15 protein-coding genes are annotated in these 17,461 nt (G+C 62.5%); 11 read left to right on the forward strand and 4 right to left on the reverse strand.

Features of this window, described 5'->3' with window-relative positions; genetic code table 11:
• Positions 1–50: 50 nt before the first annotated feature.
• Positions 51–2,960 carry an aminotransferase gene (locus HX814_RS26315; RefSeq protein WP_177009292.1) on the reverse strand — a complete coding sequence of 970 codons (2,910 nt, stop codon included), beginning with the start codon at positions 2,958–2,960 and terminating at the stop codon, positions 51–53.
• A 177-nt stretch (positions 2,961–3,137) separates the two neighbouring features.
• Between HX814_RS26315 and rfbB the strand changes: the two genes are divergently transcribed.
• The 7 genes from rfbB to HX814_RS26350 are packed head-to-tail and all read left to right on the forward strand — an operon-like array spanning position 3,138 to position 10,210.
• The gene (gene rfbB / locus HX814_RS26320) at positions 3,138–4,220 is read left to right on the forward strand and encodes a dTDP-glucose 4,6-dehydratase (protein ID WP_008435746.1); all 1,083 of its coding nucleotides are present in this window, start codon (positions 3,138–3,140) and stop codon (positions 4,218–4,220) included.
• Positions 4,217–5,092, forward strand: coding sequence for a glucose-1-phosphate thymidylyltransferase RfbA (rfbA, locus tag HX814_RS26325; RefSeq protein WP_177009293.1), 876 nt, complete (start codon positions 4,217–4,219; stop codon positions 5,090–5,092). Before rfbB ends, rfbA begins: the two co-directional genes overlap by 4 nt.
• The gene (gene rfbC / locus HX814_RS26330) at positions 5,089–5,634 is read left to right on the forward strand and encodes a dTDP-4-dehydrorhamnose 3,5-epimerase (RefSeq protein ID WP_177009294.1); all 546 of its coding nucleotides are present in this window, start codon (positions 5,089–5,091) and stop codon (positions 5,632–5,634) included. The genes rfbA and rfbC overlap by 4 nt, the downstream gene beginning before the upstream one ends.
• Positions 5,631–6,500 carry a dTDP-4-dehydrorhamnose reductase gene (gene rfbD / locus HX814_RS26335; protein WP_177009295.1) on the forward strand — a complete coding sequence of 290 codons (870 nt, stop codon included), beginning with the start codon at positions 5,631–5,633 and terminating at the stop codon, positions 6,498–6,500. Before rfbC ends, rfbD begins: the two co-directional genes overlap by 4 nt.
• Before the next feature lie 36 nt (positions 6,501–6,536).
• Positions 6,537–8,345, forward strand: a complete 1,809-nt coding sequence (locus tag HX814_RS26340) for an ATP-binding protein (RefSeq protein ID WP_023659335.1) — start codon at positions 6,537–6,539, stop codon at positions 8,343–8,345.
• A complete protein-coding gene (locus tag HX814_RS26345) occupies positions 8,342–9,727 on the forward strand; it encodes a sigma-54 dependent transcriptional regulator (RefSeq protein ID WP_102604447.1) in 1,386 nt (461 codons plus the stop codon). Before HX814_RS26340 ends, HX814_RS26345 begins: the two co-directional genes overlap by 4 nt.
• Before the next feature lie 27 nt (positions 9,728–9,754).
• Positions 9,755–10,210, forward strand: a complete 456-nt coding sequence (locus HX814_RS26350) for a YiiD C-terminal domain-containing protein (protein ID WP_003213222.1) — start codon at positions 9,755–9,757, stop codon at positions 10,208–10,210.
• Positions 10,211–10,323: 113 nt separating this feature from the next.
• Here HX814_RS26350 and cysQ read toward each other — a convergent pair whose 3' ends face one another.
• Positions 10,324–11,160, reverse strand: coding sequence for a 3'(2'),5'-bisphosphate nucleotidase CysQ (gene cysQ, locus HX814_RS26355; protein ID WP_003213220.1), 837 nt, complete (start codon positions 11,158–11,160; stop codon positions 10,324–10,326).
• Positions 11,157–11,723, reverse strand: coding sequence for an ADP compounds hydrolase NudE (nudE, locus tag HX814_RS26360; protein WP_003213218.1), 567 nt, complete (start codon positions 11,721–11,723; stop codon positions 11,157–11,159). The genes cysQ and nudE overlap by 4 nt, the downstream gene beginning before the upstream one ends.
• Before the next feature lie 87 nt (positions 11,724–11,810).
• Between nudE and yrfG the strand changes: the two genes are divergently transcribed.
• Positions 11,811–12,473 (forward strand): GMP/IMP nucleotidase, encoded by a 663-nt coding sequence (gene yrfG / locus HX814_RS26365; protein WP_003213217.1) that lies wholly within the window; start codon positions 11,811–11,813, stop codon positions 12,471–12,473.
• A gap of 120 nt (positions 12,474–12,593) precedes the next feature.
• On the opposite strand, the gene lysM is transcribed toward yrfG, so the two are convergent.
• Complete coding sequence (gene lysM / locus HX814_RS26370) at positions 12,594–13,034, reverse strand: peptidoglycan-binding protein LysM (RefSeq protein ID WP_003213215.1); 441 nt, start codon at positions 13,032–13,034, stop codon at positions 12,594–12,596.
• Positions 13,035–13,164: 130 nt separating this feature from the next.
• On the opposite strand from lysM, the gene HX814_RS26375 reads away from it, so the two are divergent.
• The 3 genes from HX814_RS26375 (at position 13,165) to HX814_RS26385 (ending at position 17,332) form a co-directional block, all read left to right on the forward strand.
• Positions 13,165–14,052, forward strand: a complete 888-nt coding sequence (locus tag HX814_RS26375) for a LysR family transcriptional regulator (protein WP_003213213.1) — start codon at positions 13,165–13,167, stop codon at positions 14,050–14,052.
• Positions 14,053–14,147: 95 nt separating this feature from the next.
• Positions 14,148–14,987, forward strand: a complete 840-nt coding sequence (fdhD, locus tag HX814_RS26380; RefSeq protein ID WP_177009296.1) for a formate dehydrogenase accessory sulfurtransferase FdhD — start codon at positions 14,148–14,150, stop codon at positions 14,985–14,987.
• Positions 14,984–17,332: an FdhF/YdeP family oxidoreductase gene (locus tag HX814_RS26385; protein ID WP_177009297.1), complete on the forward strand. Its 2,349-nt coding sequence runs from the start codon at positions 14,984–14,986 to the stop codon at positions 17,330–17,332. The genes fdhD and HX814_RS26385 overlap by 4 nt, the downstream gene beginning before the upstream one ends.
• Positions 17,333–17,461 lie beyond the last annotated feature (129 nt).

Here is a 17,461-nt window from a genome sequence, read left to right on the forward strand (position 1 = left end):
CCACCCATCGAAAAATGATCAAATTTTACCGATAACAATCGAGTTTATTGTTACAAGCCTTCCTCCAAAACCTTCGCCAGCATGTCGACGAAGAAATCCACACTGTGCCGTGAGGTGACCATCGGCGGCTTGATCTTGAGGATGTTCAGGTAGTCGCCGGTGGGCTGCATGAAGATCCCCAGTTCCCGCAGCCGGTCACACAGCAGCGCGGTCTCTTCGGTGGCCGGTTCCAGGGTCTGTCGATCGCGGACCAATTCCAGCCCCAGGTAAAACCCGGAACCATGCACCGCGCCCACCAATGGATACTGCTCGACCAGCGCCTCCAACCGCGCCTTGAAGTGTCCGCCCACCTCCTGGGCGTTTTTCCACAGCTTTTCTTCCTCCATCACATCCAGCACCGCCATGCCGATCCGGCAACTCACCGGGCTGCCTCCCGATGAGGAGAAGAAGTAACCCTCGGCCTCCAGCGCCTCGGCGATTTCCCGGCGGGTGATTACCGCGCCCAACGGCTGGCCATTGCCCATGCCCTTGGCCATGGTGATGATGTCCGGCACCACGCCCTGCTCTTCAAAGCCCCAGAAGAAATGCCCCATGCGGCCGTAACCCACCTGCACTTCGTCGGCGATGCACACGCCGCCCTGCTCCCGGACCAGCGCGTACACCTGCTGCAAATATCCCGGCGGCAAAGAAATCCCGCCGGCATTGCCGTACACCGGCTCGCAAATGAAACCCGCCAGCTGGCGATTCTGCGCGGCGATTTTCGCCAGGTTGTGTTCCACGCTGCGTACGTAGTCGGGGGCGCTGTCCTGCCCGCGAAACTCGCCGCGATAGGTATTCGGCGCGGTCACCGGGTGCACCCAGTCCGGGCGGCTGCTCAAGGCCTTGGGGTTGTCGGCAATCGAGGTCGACACCGCATCCGCCGCCACCGACCAGCCGTGGTACGCCTCCAGCACGCTGAGCATGTCGCGCCCGCCGCTGTAGGCCCAGGCCAGGCGAATCGCCAGGTCGTTGGCCTCGGTGCCGCTGTTGACCAGAAACACCCGGTCCATGGAGTCCGGCGCCAGCGCCAGCAAACGCTCGGAGAATTCGGCAATCGCCGCATAGTGGAAGCGCGAGTTGGTGTTGAGCAGCGACCATTGCCGCGCCGCCACCTCGGCCATGCGCGGGTGACCGTGACCGAGGACGGCGACGTTGTTGAGCATGTCGAGGTAGGAACGGCCCTGCATGTCGATCAAATGGTTGCGCCAGCCGCGCTCGATGCGCGGCGGGTCGACGTAATAGTGCTTCTGCGAGCGGGCGAAACTGGCGTCCCGACGCGCCAGCAGGGCTTCGGGGTCCAGCTCCGGCTCGGCGTCGCAGGCCAGTCCCAGCAAGGTAGCCGGGGATGGGCAGAGCGTTTGCCATGCCGCCGCCCGGGAAGGCGTGCAGAACAGCGGTGGCTCAAGCTCGGCGCGGCACAGTTGTACTGTCAGCGGCGCGACCACGTCGCCGATTACCTGGCCTTTTACCACTGCGGCGCCGTGCTTCAACAAGGCGTTCACGCCCCACAACCGAACACTCAACTGGGCGCTATGCAGGCTCAGCAGGCCGTCGGCGCCATGGCGCAAGGTGCCGGCGAACGGTGCTTCCACCGTGGCGCCCAAGGGCATGTGCAGTTCTACGTGAAGCGCGAAGGTGTCCGGCTCCACGGCACTGTCGGGTTGGGTGCGGGACAGACGGTATTGACCATAACGACTGGCTGCCAGGCCATGGACCACGGCCGCTTGTTCCAGCGATCGGCGATCAATGCCCTCCTGCTCCCAGTTACCCGCCTCGAAATGCGGGCTGAGCACGCCCAGATCGATCAACGCGAATTCACGCCCAACGAGCCCCGGCAACAAAGGCGCGAAGCCTTCACCGACAATCGGCGGCAATTCGGCACCGACGCAGTTCAGGATCGCCGCCTCCATCAATTCAAAGGGCACCGAGGTGGCTACGTGGAAAATTTCCCACTCATGCTCGGCATTCTTCAACAGGTACGCGTTATCCGGGTCCAGGCGTTGCTGCTGTTCGCTGCTCAGCACCAACACCGCGGCCCGCGCGACGATCAGCGGCCATAGCACCTGCAACTCTTCGCGCTGCAACGGCGTGATCCGGTGGCACGCCTGGATCGCCGGCAGGATCGCGAACGGATCACCCTCGACATGATGCAGCAGCGCCGCGCAGGTCACCGACAGGTCGGCAATGCGCCAGGTGCGCACCAGGTCGCCAAAATCGATCACGCCTTCAATCTGCCAATGCCGCTGGGCATCGCGCTGCCAGACCACGTTGTCATCGGTGATGTCCATGTGCACGGCTTGCCAGGGCAAGCGGTCGGCCAACGGCCGCAGACGCTGCCCGACCTGCTCCACCACGCGCTCCAGCCCGGCCCGATGCGGGAGGTTTTCGAGGGTCGACAGCAAATGAGTGATCAGCTCAAGGGCATGGCGTGGGTCCCATTGCAGGGTACGTTCCAGGCCCGGATGCTCGAAGTCGGCCAGCGCCTGGCTCATCCGCCCGCAGAGTTCGCCGAAGCCTGCGATCACCTCGCGCCCCAGATGGGGCAGATGGGTCAGCGGCTGGCCGTCGATGTAGTCCAGCAACCGCAGGTGCACGGTTTGCCCGGCGACGGTCTCGGTCAGCAGTTCTTCGCCAGCAAGCGACGAGATCACCTTGGGCACCCGTACATCCGAATGTTCCTGCAGATGCTTGAGGGCTGCGTGCTGGGCCTGCAGCTCGACGGCGGCGTAGTCGCCCCGGCAGACTTTCAGCACAAAACGGCCACGCTCGCTGTCGATACGGTAGTTGAGGTCTTGCTGGCTGCCGAGGGACTGCAACGCCCCACCCAGGCCGTAATGCTGCTCAAGTAGCTGCGTCGCAGGCACAGGCCCGACTTGCGGGCATGGCAGGCTGGCGCGATGAATCAACGTGGCGAGCAACATGTGAAGACCCCTGGCTTTTTTATCAGGCGCTTATATCGCCATTGTTGACGGGGGTTACGCAACCCCCAGTCCCGCGCAGTGCCGTCAATCTGACTGTGGCCCCTTGCACCACCTGGCTCCACAACTCAAGCTATGCTCCATTCGCTTAATGTCTGTCTAAGGAAAAGGGCCTCCGACATGCGCATTCTCATCACCGGCGGCGCCGGATTCATCGGCTCCGCTCTGATCCGGCACCTGATTCAACACACCGGGCACGAAGTGCTCAACCTGGACAAATTGACCTACGCCGGCAATCTTGAGTCGCTGGCCAGCATCGCAAGCAACAGCCGCTACGAGTTCGTCCAGGCCGATATCATCGACCAGGCCACCGTCAGCGCCGTACTGGCGCGCTTTGAGCCCCACGCGATCATGCACCTGGCGGCCGAGTCCCATGTGGACCGTTCCATCGACGGCCCGTCGGATTTTATCCAGACCAATATCGTCGGTACCTACAGCCTGCTGGAGGCCGCACGCGGTTATTGGCAGAAGCTGGAAGAACCGGCCAAGAGTGCCTTCCGCTTCCACCACATCTCCACCGATGAAGTGTATGGCGACCTGCACGGCGTCGATGACCTGTTCACCGAAACCACGCCCTACGCCCCAAGCTCGCCGTACTCGGCCAGCAAGGCCGCATCCGATCACCTGGTACGCGCCTGGCAGCGCACTTACGGCCTGCCGGTGCTGTTGACCAATTGCTCGAACAACTACGGGCCGTTCCACTTTCCCGAGAAGCTGATTCCGCTGGTGATCCTCAACGCCCTCGCAGGGAAACCATTGCCGGTGTACGGCGACGGCCTGCAAGTGCGCGACTGGCTGTTCGTCGAAGACCACGCCCGCGCGCTGTTCAAAGTGGTGACTGAAGGTGTGGTAGGCGAAACCTACAACATCGGCGGCCATAACGAGCAGAAGAATATCGACGTGGTGCGCAGCATCTGCGGCCTGCTGGAAGAACTGGCACCACAACGCCCGGCGGGCGTGGAGAAATTCACTGACCTGATCACTTTCGTCAAGGATCGCCCGGGCCACGACCAGCGCTATGCGATCGACGCCAGCAAGATCGAACGCGAGCTGGGCTGGGTTCCGCAGGAAACCTTTGAAACCGGCCTGCGCAAAACCGTGCAGTGGTACCTCGATAACCTGGAATGGTGCCGCAGGGTCCAGGACGGCAGTTATCAAGGCGAACGACTGGGCAACACCGACTTTAAGGATCTGATCGCATGATGAAGGGAATCGTACTGGCCGGTGGCTCCGGCACGCGTTTGCACCCCATTACCCTGGGCGTTTCCAAGCAACTGTTGCCGGTGTATGACAAGCCGATGATCTACTACCCGATCTCGGTGCTGATGCTGGCCGGGATCAAGGAAATCCTGGTGATCTCCACCCCGGTAGACCTGCCGCAATACCGCAACCTGTTGGGCGATGGCAGCCAGTTTGGCGTGCGGTTCACTTATGCGGAGCAGCCGTCCCCGGACGGCCTGGCCCAGGCGTTCTTGATTGGCGAAGAGTTTATCGGCGATGACCCGGTATGCCTGATCCTGGGCGACAACATCTTCCACGGCCAGCACTTCGGCGAACAACTGCGCACTGCTGCCGAACGCCCATCTGGCGCCACGGTATTCGGTTACTGGGTCAAGGACCCGGAGCGTTTCGGCGTGATCGACTTCGACAGCCAGGGCCGCGCGCTGTCCATCGAGGAAAAACCAGCCAAGCCAAAGTCGAGCTACGCGGTGACCGGCCTGTATTTCTACGACAACGACGTGATCAAGATCGCCAAGGCGGTCAAGCCATCGCCGCGCGGCGAATTGGAAATCACCGACGTCAACAACGCCTACCTCAATCGTGGCGACCTGCACGTGGAGCGCTTCGGCCGTGGTTTCGCCTGGCTCGACACCGGCACCCACGACAGCCTGCTGGAGGCCTCGACGTATGTGCAGACCATCGAGCACCGCCAGGGTTTGAAAGTGGCGTGCCTGGAAGAAATCGCCTACGAGAACGGCTGGATCGACCGTGACCACTTGCTGGAGCGGGCCAAGTACTTCGGCAAGACCGGCTACGGCCAATACCTGTATTCACTGGCCGGGGAGCAAAAATGAAGGTCACCCACACGTCGTTGCCGGGCGTATTGATCATCGAACCGAAAGTGTTCGGTGACGAGCGCGGCTTTTTCTACGAAAGCTTCAACGCCCGCGCCTTCGAAGAGGCCACCGGGCTCAAGCGTGATTTCGTGCAGGACAACCACTCGCGCTCGCAAAAAGGCGTGCTGCGCGGCCTGCATTACCAGCTCGAACATACCCAGGGCAAACTGGTGCGCGTCATCGCCGGCGAAGTGCTGGATGTGGCCGTCGACATCCGCCGCAGCTCGCCCAACTTCGGGCAATGGGTGGGCGTGCGGCTTAGCGCCGATAACCATCGCCAGTTGTGGGTACCGGAAGGTTTCGCCCACGGCTTTGTGGTGCTGAGCGACTACGCCGAGTTCCTCTACAAGACCACCGATTACTACCAGCCGAGCGCCGAGCGTTGCATCCTCTGGAACGACCCGACGCTGGCCATCGACTGGGAACTGACGGAGACGCCGCAACTGTCTGCCAAGGACCAGGCCGGGAAAAGCCTGCAAGAGGCCGACCTGTTCCCATGAAAATCCTTATCAGCGGCCAACATGGCCAAGTCTCCCGGGAGTTGCAACAGCGCCTCCGGGGCCTGGGCGAGTTGATCGTGCTGGGCCGCGACCAGCTTGACCTGACCCGTCCCGAGCAGGTCCGCGACCAAGTACGCGCCCATCGCCCGGGCCTGATCATCAACGCAGCCGCCCATACGGCCGTCGATCAAGCCGAGAGCGAGCCGGACGTGGCCTTCGCCATCAACGCCACCGCGCCCGGGATTTTTGCCGAGGAAGCCAAGGCACTGGGCATTCCGCTGATTCACTATTCCACCGACTACGTGTTCGACGGCAGCAAGGCCGCGCCCTACAACGAGGACGACGCAACCAACCCGCTGGGCGTCTATGGCGCAAGCAAGCTGGCGGGCGAACAGGCGATCGCGGCCGTCGGTGGTGAACACTTGATCCTGCGCACCAGCTGGGTCTACTCGACCCACGGCAAGAACTTCCTGCTGACCATGCAACGCCTGCTGCAGGAAAAACCGCAGATGCGCATCGTCGCCGACCAGATCGGCGCGCCAACCTGGGCCGGGACCATCGCCAACAGCACCCGCGCACTGATCGAGCGCTGGCAGGCGGGCCAGGCCGGGGACTGGGGTGTCTACCACCTGACGGCCCAGGGCGAGACCTCGTGGTTCGGCTTTGCCCAGGCCATCGGCGAGCAACTACGGGCCAACGGTCGTGCCTGCGCCGAGCTGGAAGCGATTCCCTCCAGCGCCTATCCAACGCCGGCCAGGCGCCCGCTGAACTCGCGCCTCGATTGCAGCCGCCTGCAACAGCAATGGCATGTTTCGCAACCGCAGTGGCATGACGCATTGCGCGAGTGTCTTGCCGAGCAGCACTAGGCATAATGCGCCTGTACCCACAGGCGCATGACTCCCATGACTCCACCCCTTCCGCGAAGACCCCGCTGGCGCAGCCTGGCATTGCTGGCGCTATGCCTGGCACCGCTGTTGTGGCCGCTGGAGCACTTGGCCGAGCGTTATTACCGCAACGAACTGGCCGGCCAGAATCGCCAGACGCTGGACCTGTACGTCGCCAACCTGCTGGGCACCCTGCACCGCTACGAAGTGTTGCCACAAATCCTCGGTGACCTGCCGGCCCTGCGCACCGCCATCGACGCGCCTCACGTCAGCACCAACCTGGTCAATGCCAACCACCTGCTCAAGGACGTTGCCGCCCAGGCCGGGGTGGAAGTGATGTACCTGATGGACACCACCGGCAAGACCCTCGCCGCGTCCAACTGGGACAAGCAGGACAGCTTCGTCGGGCGTAATTTTTCCTTTCGCCCCTACTTCAGCGAAGCCATGGCCGGGCGCCTCGGGCGCTTCTTCGGCCTGGGCACCACCTCAGCCAAGCGCGGTTACTTCTTCGCCGCCGCCGTACGCGATGGCGACAAGATCATCGGTGTGCTGGTGGTAAAGGTCGACCTGGACCACACCGAAAGCCTGTGGGGCAACACCCCCGAACAACTGCTGGTCACCGACCACAACGGCGTGGTGATCCTGACCTCGCGCCCGCAATGGCGCTTTCGTGCCACCCGGCCGCTGACGGATGAAGAACGCCGCGCCATCATCGCCATCCAGCCCTATCCGACCCGCGACCCGCAGCCGCTGAGCCTCAGCCCGACGGCGTGGGTGCGCCAATCCACCGACATCGCCGAAACCGGCTGGAAAGTCGAGATTCTCGCGCCGCGCACCTTGATCAGCCGCCCGGTGCGCACCGTGGTCGCGGTGGGTGGCGCCGCCTTGCTGGTGCTGATGCTGTTGCTCGGCCTGATGATGCAGCGCCGTCGTCACTACCTGGAACGCATCGCCTTCGAAGCCAAGGCCCGTCGCGAGCTGGAGATGCGCGTGATCGAGCGGACCAGCGACCTGGAAGGCCTCAACCGGCGGCTGAAGCAGGAAGTGCTGGAACGCGAACATGCCCAGCAGGAACTGGTGCGGGCTCAGGATGACCTGGTGCAGGCCGGCAAGTTGTCGGCGCTGGGCACCATGTCGGCGAGTATCAGCCATGAACTCAACCAGCCGTTGGCGGCGATTCGCAGCTACGCGGAAAACGCCGGGATTTTGCTCGACCATGAGCGCACCGACGACGCCCGTGGCAACCTCAAACTGATCAGCGAACTGACCGGGCGCATGGCCTCGATCATCGCTCACTTGCGCGCCTTCGCCCGGCGCGACCGGCATGCGCCGGAAAGCGTGGCCCTGCAACCGGCCCTGGACGATGCCCTGGCGCTGCTGGCCAAGCGGCGGCGGGCAATGGAAGTGGAACTGATCCGCGACCTGCCCGAGGCCACCTTGTGGGTGGCGGCCGGCGAAACCCGCCTGCGCCAGGTGCTGGGCAACCTGTTGGCCAACGCTCTGGACGCCCTGACCGAAAAAGGCCCGCCGCGCAAACTCTGGCTGAGTGCCCAAACCACCGAACAGGGCGTCAACCTGTACATTCGCGACAACGGCCCGGGTTTCTGCATGGAAGCCCTGGGCCGCGCCAGCGAGCCCTTCTACACCACCAAGACCCGCACCCAGGGCCTGGGGTTGGGCCTGGCGATCTGCGACACCCTGATGCGCGCCTTTGGCGGTGAACTGTTGTTCGCCAACCACAAGGAAGGCGGCGCACTGTTAACCTTGAAACTGCGCGCCGGAGCACCGGGTGTCAGTCTGCAACCGTCCGAGGACCGCAGTGTATGAGTATCGATAACCAGATTCAGGTGGTGTTGATCGACGATGATCCACACCTGCGTCAGGCCCTCTGCCAGACCCTGGACCTGGCCGGGCTGAAAGTCCTGACCCTCGGCGAAGCCCAGGGCCTGACCGCGCGCCTGTCCCGGGATTGGCCGGGGGTTGTGGTGAGCGACATCCGCATGCCCGGCATGGACGGCCTGGAACTGTTGAAGGAACTCCACGCCCAGGACCCGGAGCTGCCGGTACTGCTGATCACCGGCCACGGCGACGTGCCACTGGCGGTGCAGGCGATGCGCACCGGCGCCTATGACTTCCTGGAAAAACCCTTCGCCAGCGACGCCCTGCTCGACAGCGTGCGCCGCGCCCTGGCCCTGCGCCGCCTGGTGCTGGACAACCGCAGCCTGCGCCTGGCCCTGAGCGACCGTCAGCAATTGAGTACGCGCCTGGTGGGCCACTCCCCGCAAATGCTGCGCCTGCGCGAGCAGATTGGCGCGCTGGCGGCGACCAAGGCTGATGTGCTGATCCTCGGTGAAACCGGTGCCGGCAAGGAAGTGGTAGCGCGTGCGCTGCACGATCTGTCGAACCGCCGCAGCGGCCCGTTTGTGGCGATCAACGCCGGCGCCCTGGCCGAGTCGGTGGTGGAAAGCGAGTTGTTCGGGCATGAGCCAGGGGCCTTTACCGGCGCCCAGAAGCGGCGCATCGGCAAATTCGAATTCGCCAACGGCGGCACGCTGTTTCTCGACGAAATCGAAAGCATGAGCCTGGATGTGCAGGTCAAGCTGCTGCGGCTGTTGCAGGAGCGTGTGGTGGAGCGTCTGGGGGGCAACCAACTGATCCCGCTGGATATCCGCATCATCGCCGCCACCAAGGAAGACCTGCGCCAGTCCGCCGACCAGGGGCGCTTCCGGGCGGACTTGTATTACCGCCTCAACGTTGCGCCGCTGCGCATTCCACCGCTGCGCGAACGGGGTGAGGATGCGTTGATGCTGTTCCAGCACTTTGCCGACGAAGCCAGCACACGCCACGGGCTACCGATGAAAGAGCTGCAACCGGGCCAGCGCGCCCTGTTGTTGCGTCACAGCTGGCCGGGCAATGTGCGCGAGCTGCAAAACGCCGCCGAGCGTTTCGCCCTGGGCCTCGAACTGGCGCTGGACAGCACCCCCGACAGCACTTCGCCTGGCATCCTCACCAGCACGCCCGGCGGCTTGAGCGAACAGGTCGAACAGTTTGAAAAAAGCCTGATCGCCGCCGAACTGGCGCGCACCCACAATTCCATGCGCAGCCTCGCCGAGGCATTGGGCGTGCCGCGTAAAACCCTGCACGACAAACTGCGCAAGCACGGGCTGAACTTCGCTGACAGCGGCAACAGTCACGCTGACGACGAATGACCCTTTTCCCCCTGCCACGAGGCCACCATGAGTCGCGATAGCCGTTACCTGGAATCGATCCTTCACCACGACATTCCCCTGACCCGGGAAATGGGCCTCAAGGTTATCGACTGGCAGGACCGGCAGCTGCAACTGCGCTTGCCGCTCGACGCCAACATCAACCACAAGAGCACCATGTTTGGCGGCAGCCTGTATTGCGGCGCCGTGCTGGCAGGTTGGGGCTGGCTGCATTTGCAGTTGCGTGAGGAAGGGATTGAAGACGGGCATATCGTGATTCAGGAAGGGCAGATCAGTTATCCGCTGCCGGTGACTACCGATGCGACGGCGATTTGCCAGGCGCCTGATGACAAGGTGTGGAAGCGATTCGTCGCCACCTACAAGCGTTATGGCCGGGCGCGCTTGGCGCTGGAGACGTGGATCGTCAATGAGGGCAGTGAAGAGCGGGCCGTGGCCTTTACCGGGCAGTACGTCCTGCACACATAACAAATGTGGGAGCGGGCTTGCTCGCGAAAGCGGTGGATCAGCCAATACATCTGGTGACTGACACACTGCCTTCGCGAGCAAGCCCGCTCCCACATTTTTGATCGGCGCTGTGTTTAAGAACGGGCCAGAGTCAGCAACCGCTCACGCCATTCAGCCTTGGCCGGCAGTGCCAAAAAGAACGGATTCAACAGCGATTCCCGCGCCGGGTAACTGAACGGCTGCCCATTCAATTCCAGCACTTCACCGCCCGCTCCTTCCAGCACACCCTGTGCCGCAGCGGTGTCCCACTGCGAGGTGGGCGCCAGGCGCGGGTAGCAATCGGCGCTGCCCTCAGCCAACAGGCAAAACTTCAAAGAACTGCCGATATTGGCCAGCTTCAGCTCGCCCAATCCGGCACTCAAGCCAGCGAGCAAGCGATCCTGTTCAGGGCTCGTATGGCGACGACTGGCAACCACAGTAAATGCTTCACCGCTCGCCGGGGTCTGGCGCACCTGGATTTGCTTGGGCGCAGCACCTACATCGGAACGCCAGGCACCCAGCCCGGCACCCCCGAAGTAGCACCGACCGCTGGTAGGCATCGACACCACACCGAACACCACGCGACCTTTTTCGATCAGCGCGATGTTGACGGTGAACTCCTCGCTGCCGGAGATGAATTCCTTGGTGCCATCCAGCGGGTCCACCAGCCACCAACGCTGCCAACCGGCACGCACGCTCTGGTCAATGTCGGCGTCTTCCTCCGAGAGCACCGGAATGCTCGGGTCCAGGGCAGTCAGCCCGGCGAGGATCAAGTGATGGGCAGCCAAGTCGGCGGCAGTGACCGGTGAATCATCGGTCTTGGTGGTGACGGCAACATCGGCGCGCCAATACGGCAGGATGACCTCGCCAGCCTGGCGGGCCAATTCGATCGCGGGGGCAATAAACGGGTGACCCAGGAACAGTTCGCTCATGGCTGGAACGCTCCACGTTGAGTCAACAGGTCGCGTACCAGGTACAGCGCGGCCAATGCGCGGCCCTCGCTGAACTGCTCGTTCTGCGCCAACTGCGAGAGCTCCCGCAGGTTGACCCGGTCGACGCGCATCGGCTCGGGCTCGTCGCCTTCCAGGCGCTCTTCATACAGTTCGGTGGCCAGCACCACCTGAATTTTCTGGCTCATGTAGCCGGGGGACAGCGACAGCTCGGTGATGTGCTCCAACTGGCGGGCGCCGAAACCGGCTTCTTCCTTGAGCTCACGGTCGGCTGCCGCCAACACGTCTTCGCCCGGTTCGATCAGGCCCTTGGGCAGTGACAGTTCATACTCGTCGGTGCCGCCGCAATATTCTTCGATCAGCAACGCATGGTCCGAGTCGATCATCGCCACGATCATCACCGCGCCATATCCGGCACCCCTGCCCACCAGGCGCTCGTAGGTCCGCTCCACGCCATTGGAAAAGCGCAATTGCACTTCCTCCACGCGGAACAAACGGCTACTGGCGACTATTTCGCGGGCGAGGACGGTGGGTTTCTGGCGCATGAGCGGCTCCTTGGCGTGATCGGGTTACTATACCGTGGCTTTTCCGATTGTCTGTGTCGGATATCTTTTCTTACATGAGTGTTCTTTATGCCTCCATTGCCCTGGCACGCCATCGACACCGTCCTGCTGGACATGGACGGCACCTTGCTCGACCTGCACTTCGACAACCATTTCTGGATGGAGCACCTGCCTCAGCGCTATGCCGAGTTGCATGGTGTGAGCCGGGCCATGGCCGAGATGGAGCTGCAGCCGCTGTTCGAGCGTAACGCCGGACAGTTGCAATGGTATTGCCTGGATTTCTGGAGCGCCGAACTCAAGATCCCGGTGCGCGAGCTCAAGCTGGAAACCGCGCACCTGATTGCCTTGCGCCCGGATGCCGACACCTTCCTGGCGGCGATCAAACAGGCGGGCAAGCGGGTGATCCTGATCACCAACGCCCATCGGGATTCGCTGTCGTTGAAGCTGGAACGCATCGAGTTGGCGCCTTATTTCGAGCGACTGATCAGCTCCCATGACTATGGTTTCGCCAAGGAAAACCCGCAGTTCTGGGACGCCCTGCACGCCGACATCGCCTTCGACCCGGCCCGCAGCCTGTTTATCGACGACACCTTGCCGATCCTGCGCAGCGCCCGGGATTTTGGCGTGGGGCACTTGCTGGCGGTGAAGGAACCGGACAGCCGGAAGGGGCCCAAGGACACGGCGGAGTTTGCAGCGGTTGGGGATTACCGGGACTTGATCGTAGGTTTGTAACAACGCTGAAGGTCCAATGTGGGAGCGGGCTTGCTCGCGAATACGGTGTGTCAGCCACTGAATATATTGACTGATCCACCGCTTTCGCGAGCAAGCCCGCTCCCACATTGGGTCCGCGGATTACTCAGGAATACGCAGCGTCTGCCCTGGATAGATTTTGTCCGGATGGGACAGCAGCGGCTTGTTGGCCTCGAAGATTTTGTTGTACTGGTTGGCGTTGCCATACACCGCCAGCGAAATAGCGCTCAGGGTGTCGCCCTTTTTCACCACGACAAAGCGGGCCGCCGCGACAGCAGGACCGGAAACGGTGATCTGGTCATCAACACTCGCAACGCCGGCGATGTTGCCCAGCGCCAGCAATATCTTCTCTTTCTCTTCCTGGCTGGCGACTTCACCTGTCACGGTCACCTTGTCACCGTCGACGGTGGTTTGCACATTGGGGTTACCCAATCCAACCTTGGCCACGTGCTCTTTTAACTGCTCGCTCGCGTTGGCATTACCCGGTGTCAACAGGTCAATCAACTTCTCGCCTGCTTCCTTAACAAAGCTTAAAAGACTCATGGTGCGCTCTCCTTGGGATTTAATTTCCAGATGCCAAAGACTAGACCAGTCCTACAGAATTGGGTTCCAGCCTGACCAAAGACCCAAACACGCTAGAATCCCACCGCATTGGAATAAGCCCGGAGCGAAGATGGACATCAAACAGCTGAAATTCCTCATCGCCCTCGACGAAACCCGTCACTTCGGCCAGGCGGCGGCGCGCTGCCATATCACCCAGCCGACCCTGTCGATGCGCCTGCGCAGCCTGGAGGAAGAGCTGCAGTTGCCGCTGGTCAATCGCGGGCAGCGCTTCGAAGGCTTTACCGCCCCCGGCGAACGCGTGCTGGCCTGGGCACGCACGGTGCTGGCGGCCTATGACGGCTTGCAGGCCGAGGCCGCTGCGTGTCGCGGCAACCTGGTAGGCACGTTGCGCCTGGGGGTGGTGCCGTTGTCGAGCTTCGATCCGCTGGCGTTGATGCAGAAGCTGCACAAGGAACACCCCAGCCTGCGCTTTGAGTTGTCCGCGTTAAGCTCCGAGCAAATCCTTGAACAACTTGCCAGCAACCGCCTGGACCTCGGTGTGTCGTACCTCGAGCGCCTGGACGCCGAACGTTTCGACTCCCTGGCCCTGGGCGAAACCCGCATGGGCCTGCTGTACGACCAACGGTTCTTCAGCTTCGGCGACAAGCCCCTGAGTTGGGAGGCGCTGATCGAACTGCCCTTGGGCATGCTCACCAGCGGCATGCACTTTCGCCAGTCCATCGACCATAACTTCCACAGCCGTGGCCTCAACCCGCAGCCGCTGTTGCAGACCGATGCCGTCCATCAATTGTTACAAGCGGTGCACGGCGGCCTGTGTTGCGCGGTGATGCCACTGGACGGCGGCCTCGACGCCCTCACCGAGCACCTGCGCCTGCAACCCATTGAAGACGCTCACACTTTGGCTCGCCTGGGGTTGATCATGCGCCGCAGTGCACCCCGTTCGGCCTTGGCGGAAGCGTGTTTTGCGCTGTACCAGAAATCGCTGATCGAGACTTGATCGACGGCATCTATCGGCAGATCAGTACTGACGATTAGACGCGACCCTTTGTCGCGCCTAGTCTTACAGCTGAATACTCCCGGTGGTAATGCCCAATGAACGCCCAGCGCCCAGTCTGCGCGGCGCCTGCCCTCGAAACGCCCGCGCCCGCCGCCAGCCAGAGCTACCAGTTTTGTAATCTCGAACACACCGAATCGGCCAGCACCGCGCTTGCCGAGGAAGTCGCGTTGGCGATTGCCTATAACGACATCAGCCAGGCGGTGATGCTGGTGACGCCGACCGACCTTGAAGACTTTATTGTCGGATTCAGCATGGGTAGCGGCATTATCGAAGACGTTAGCGACATTTATGACCTGAAAATCAGCGGTTCGGGCTCGACCCAATACGCTCAGGTGCAGATTTCCAGCCGCGCGTTCTGGAATATGAAGCAGCAGCGCCGGCAACTTGCCGGCACCAGTGGCTGTGGGCTGTGCGGCGTAGAAGCCGTGGAGCAGGCGCTGCCCAACCTCAAGGTGTTGCCCGGCGCGCCGTTGCCGCCTGCCGAATGGCTGGATGGCCTGCGCCAGCGCATCAGCGCGTTCCAACCGCTGGGCCAGTACAGCGGCGCGGTGCATGCGGCGGTGTTCATGAACAACCAGGGCGAATTGCTGCTGGGCCGTGAAGACATCGGCCGGCATAACGCCCTCGACAAGCTGATCGGTGCGCTGATCCGCCAAAAGATTCCGACCGACGGCGGCCTGGCGATTGTTACCAGTCGCTGCAGCCTCGAACTGATCCAGAAAGTCCTGCGTGCAGGCATCCAGACCCTGGTCAGCCTGTCGTCGCCCACCGGCCTGGCCCTGCAATGGGCTCGCCGGCACAACCTCAATCTCATCCACCTGCCGCAGAAAAGTGCGCCGCGGGTCTATAGCCCTGCGATGGAGAATCAAGCGTGAGCAATCATCATCAAGCCGACGACAAACCCACCCCGCGCTACAAGCCCTATAAAGGCCCGGCGGGTGGTTGGGGCGCACTGATCAGCGTGGCGCAAGCCTGGCTGACCAGCGACAACGCGCTGAAAAACATCCGCATGATGCTCAAGACCAACCAGAACGGCGGCTTCGACTGCCCGGGCTGCGCCTGGGGCGACTCGCCGGAAAGCGGCATGGTCAAGTTCTGCGAGAACGGCGCCAAGGCGGTCAACTGGGAAGCCACCAAGCGCCGGGTCGACGCGGCATTCTTCGCCAAGCACAGCGTCAGCGCGCTGCTGGAGCAGAGCGACTACTGGCTTGAGTATCAGGGCCGCCTGACCGAGCCGATGAGCTACGACGCCGAAACCGACCGTTACAAACCTATCAGCTGGGAATCGGCTTTCGACTTGATCGGCAAGCACCTCAATGCGCTGCCAACCCCGGACATGGCCGAGTTCTATACCTCGGGCCGGGCCAGCAACGAAGCGGCTTACCTGTATCAACTGTTTGTGCGCGCCTACGGCACCAACAACTTCCCGGATTGCTCGAACATGTGCCACGAAGCCAGCGGCGTCGCCCTGGCGCAAAGCGTGGGCGTGGGCAAAGGCACCGTGACCTTCGATGACTTCGAGCATGCGGACGCGATTTTCGTCTGGGGCCAGAACCCCGGCACCAACCACCCACGCATGCTGGAGCCACTGCGCGAAGCGGTAAAACGCGGCGCCCAGGTGGTGTGCATCAACCCGCTGAAAGAGCGTGGCCTGGAACGCTTCCAGCACCCGCAACACCCGCTGGAAATGCTCACCAACGGCGACAAGCCAACCAACACCGCCTACTTCCGCCCGGCGCTGGGAGGCGACATGGCCATCCTGCGGGGCATGGCCAAGTTCCTGCTGCTGTGGGAACGCCAGGCCCAGGCCGAAGGCAAGGAGGCCGTGTTCGACCACGACTTCCTCAACGAACACACCGCCAACGTGCTGGATTACCTGGGCAAGATCGACGACACCTCATGGGATGAAATCGTCGAGCAGTCCGGCCTGACCCTGGTGGAGATCGAGCAAGCGGCGCGCATGTACGCCAAAGGCAAGAACGTGATCATGTGCTGGGCGATGGGCATCACCCAGCATCGCCACTCGGTGCCGACCATCCAGGAAATCGCCAACCTGATGCTGCTGCGCGGCAACATCGGCCGCCCAGGCGCGGGCCTGTGCCCGGTGCGTGGCCACAGTAACGTGCAGGGCGACCGCACCATGGGCATCAACGAACGCCCGCCGGTGGCGTTCCTCGATGCCCTGGAGCGTCGTTTCCAGTTCCAGGTGCCGCGCGATAACGGCCACAACGTGGTGGAAGCGATTCACGCCATGCTCGAAGGCCGCTCCAAGGTATTTATCGGCCTGGGCGGCAACTTCGCCCAAGCCACCCCGGACAGCCCACGCACCTTTGAAGCACTGCGCAATTGCGACCTGACCGTACAGATCAGCACCAAGCTCAACCGCAGCCACCTGATGCATGGCAAGGACGCGCTGATCCTGCCATGCCTGGGCCGCACCGACATCGACATCCAGGCCGAAGGCCCGCAAGCCGTGACCGTTGAAGACTCGTTCAGCATGGTCCACGCTTCCAACGGCCAACTGCAGCCGTTGTCAAAACAGATGAAATCCGAGCCTGCGATTCTGGCGGGCATTGCCGCCGCCACCCTGGGCAGCAAGCCGGTGGACTGGAACTGGCTGGTGGCCGATTACGACCGTATTCGCGACCTGATCGCCGACACCATTCCGGGCTTCAAGGACTTCAACGAGCGCCTGAAAAACCCGGGCGGTTTCTACCTGGGCAACTCGGCTGGCGCCCGTCGCTGGAACACCCCGTCGGGCCGCGCCAACTTCCGCCCGAACATCCTGCCCAAGGACCTGGTGCACGAACGCACCCGCAACACCGGGCAATTGCCGGACCTGATCATGCAGTCGATGCGCTCCCACGATCAGTACAACACCACCATCTATGGCCTGGACGACCGCTATCGCGGGGTCAAGGGCCAGCGGGATGTGTTGTTCGTCAATGAAGCCGACATCATCCGCCTGGGCTTCAAGCCGGGGCAGAAGGCTGACATCGTGTCGATCTGGGACGACGGCCGTGAGCGTCGGGTGAAAGGCTTTACCTTGCTGGCATTTGATATTCCGGCGGGGCAGGCTGCGGCTTATTATCCGGAAGTGAATCCGCTGGTGCCCTTGGAAAGCACGGGGGATGGCAGCCATACGCCAACGTCGAAGTTTGTAGCGATCCGCCTGGAAGCAGCGAGTGCGACCGGCTTGATCATGGCGAAGTCGGCCTAAGCGACACCTCATTGTGGCGAGGGAGCTTGCTCCCTCGCCACAGACAGCACCCGAGTTTCTTACGGGCACAAAAAAGGCCGCTTTTGCATAAAAGCGGCCGTTCCGAAGTAACTAAAGACTCGCAAAACT

Source organism: Pseudomonas sp. C8002, from assembly GCF_013385765.1.
In the GTDB taxonomy this organism is placed as follows: domain Bacteria; phylum Pseudomonadota; class Gammaproteobacteria; order Pseudomonadales; family Pseudomonadaceae; genus Aquipseudomonas.